This is a genomic window from Mycobacterium sp. 852002-51971_SCH5477799-a (assembly GCF_001667145.1).
Classification (GTDB): domain Bacteria; phylum Actinomycetota; class Actinomycetes; order Mycobacteriales; family Mycobacteriaceae; genus Mycobacterium.
The window spans coordinates 1-680 of sequence record NZ_LZIF01000091.1 but is presented as its reverse complement, the minus strand read 5'-3'; the positions used below and the strand labels follow the sequence as shown (position 1 = coordinate 680).

Here is a 680-nt window from a genome sequence, read left to right as displayed (position 1 = left end):
GAGCGCGAGATCCAGGCCGCCCTGACCGGGCTGGACGGGGTGGACCAGGCGGTGGTGATCGCCCGCGACGACCAGCCCGGCACCCCCCGGCTGGTCGGCTACATCACCGGGGCCGCTGACCCGGTCGCGGCGCGCGCCGCGCTGGCCGAGCGGTTGCCCGAGCATATGGTGCCCGCCGCGGTGGTGGCGCTTGACGCGTTGCCGTTGACGGCCAACGGCAAACTCGACACCCGCGCCCTACCCTCCCCGGACTACACCGGTGTGGCGTACCGCGCCCCAGTCAGCGCGGTCGAAGAGATCCTGGCCGGCATTTATGCCGAAATCCTCGGACTCGAGCGGGTCGGAGTTGATGATTCGTTCTTTGAGCTCGGTGGGGATTCGCTGTCGGCCATGCGCCTGATCTCCGCGATCAACAGAGGCCTGGATGCGGGTCTTTCCGTGCGGGCGGTGTTCGAGGCACCCACTGTTGCCCAGTTGGCTCTGCTTATCAACGCAGAGACGAGCCAGGTAGAGCCATTGGTGGCCCAGGAGCGTCCGGCGGTGGTGCCGTTGTCGTTTGCCCAGCAGCGGTTGTGGTTTATCGATCAGTTGCAGGGGCCCTCGGCGGTGTACAACATGGCGGTGGCGTTGCGGCTCAGTGGTCGGTTGGATGCTGAGGCGTTGGGGGCGGCGCTGGCCGA

1 protein-coding gene is annotated in these 680 nt (G+C 67.8%); it reads left to right on the top strand.

The window, feature by feature from the left end; translation table 11 throughout:
- The coding region (locus tag A5753_RS13650) for a phosphopantetheine-binding protein (RefSeq protein ID WP_156656096.1) at positions 1-680 on the top strand (680 nt) is incomplete at both ends.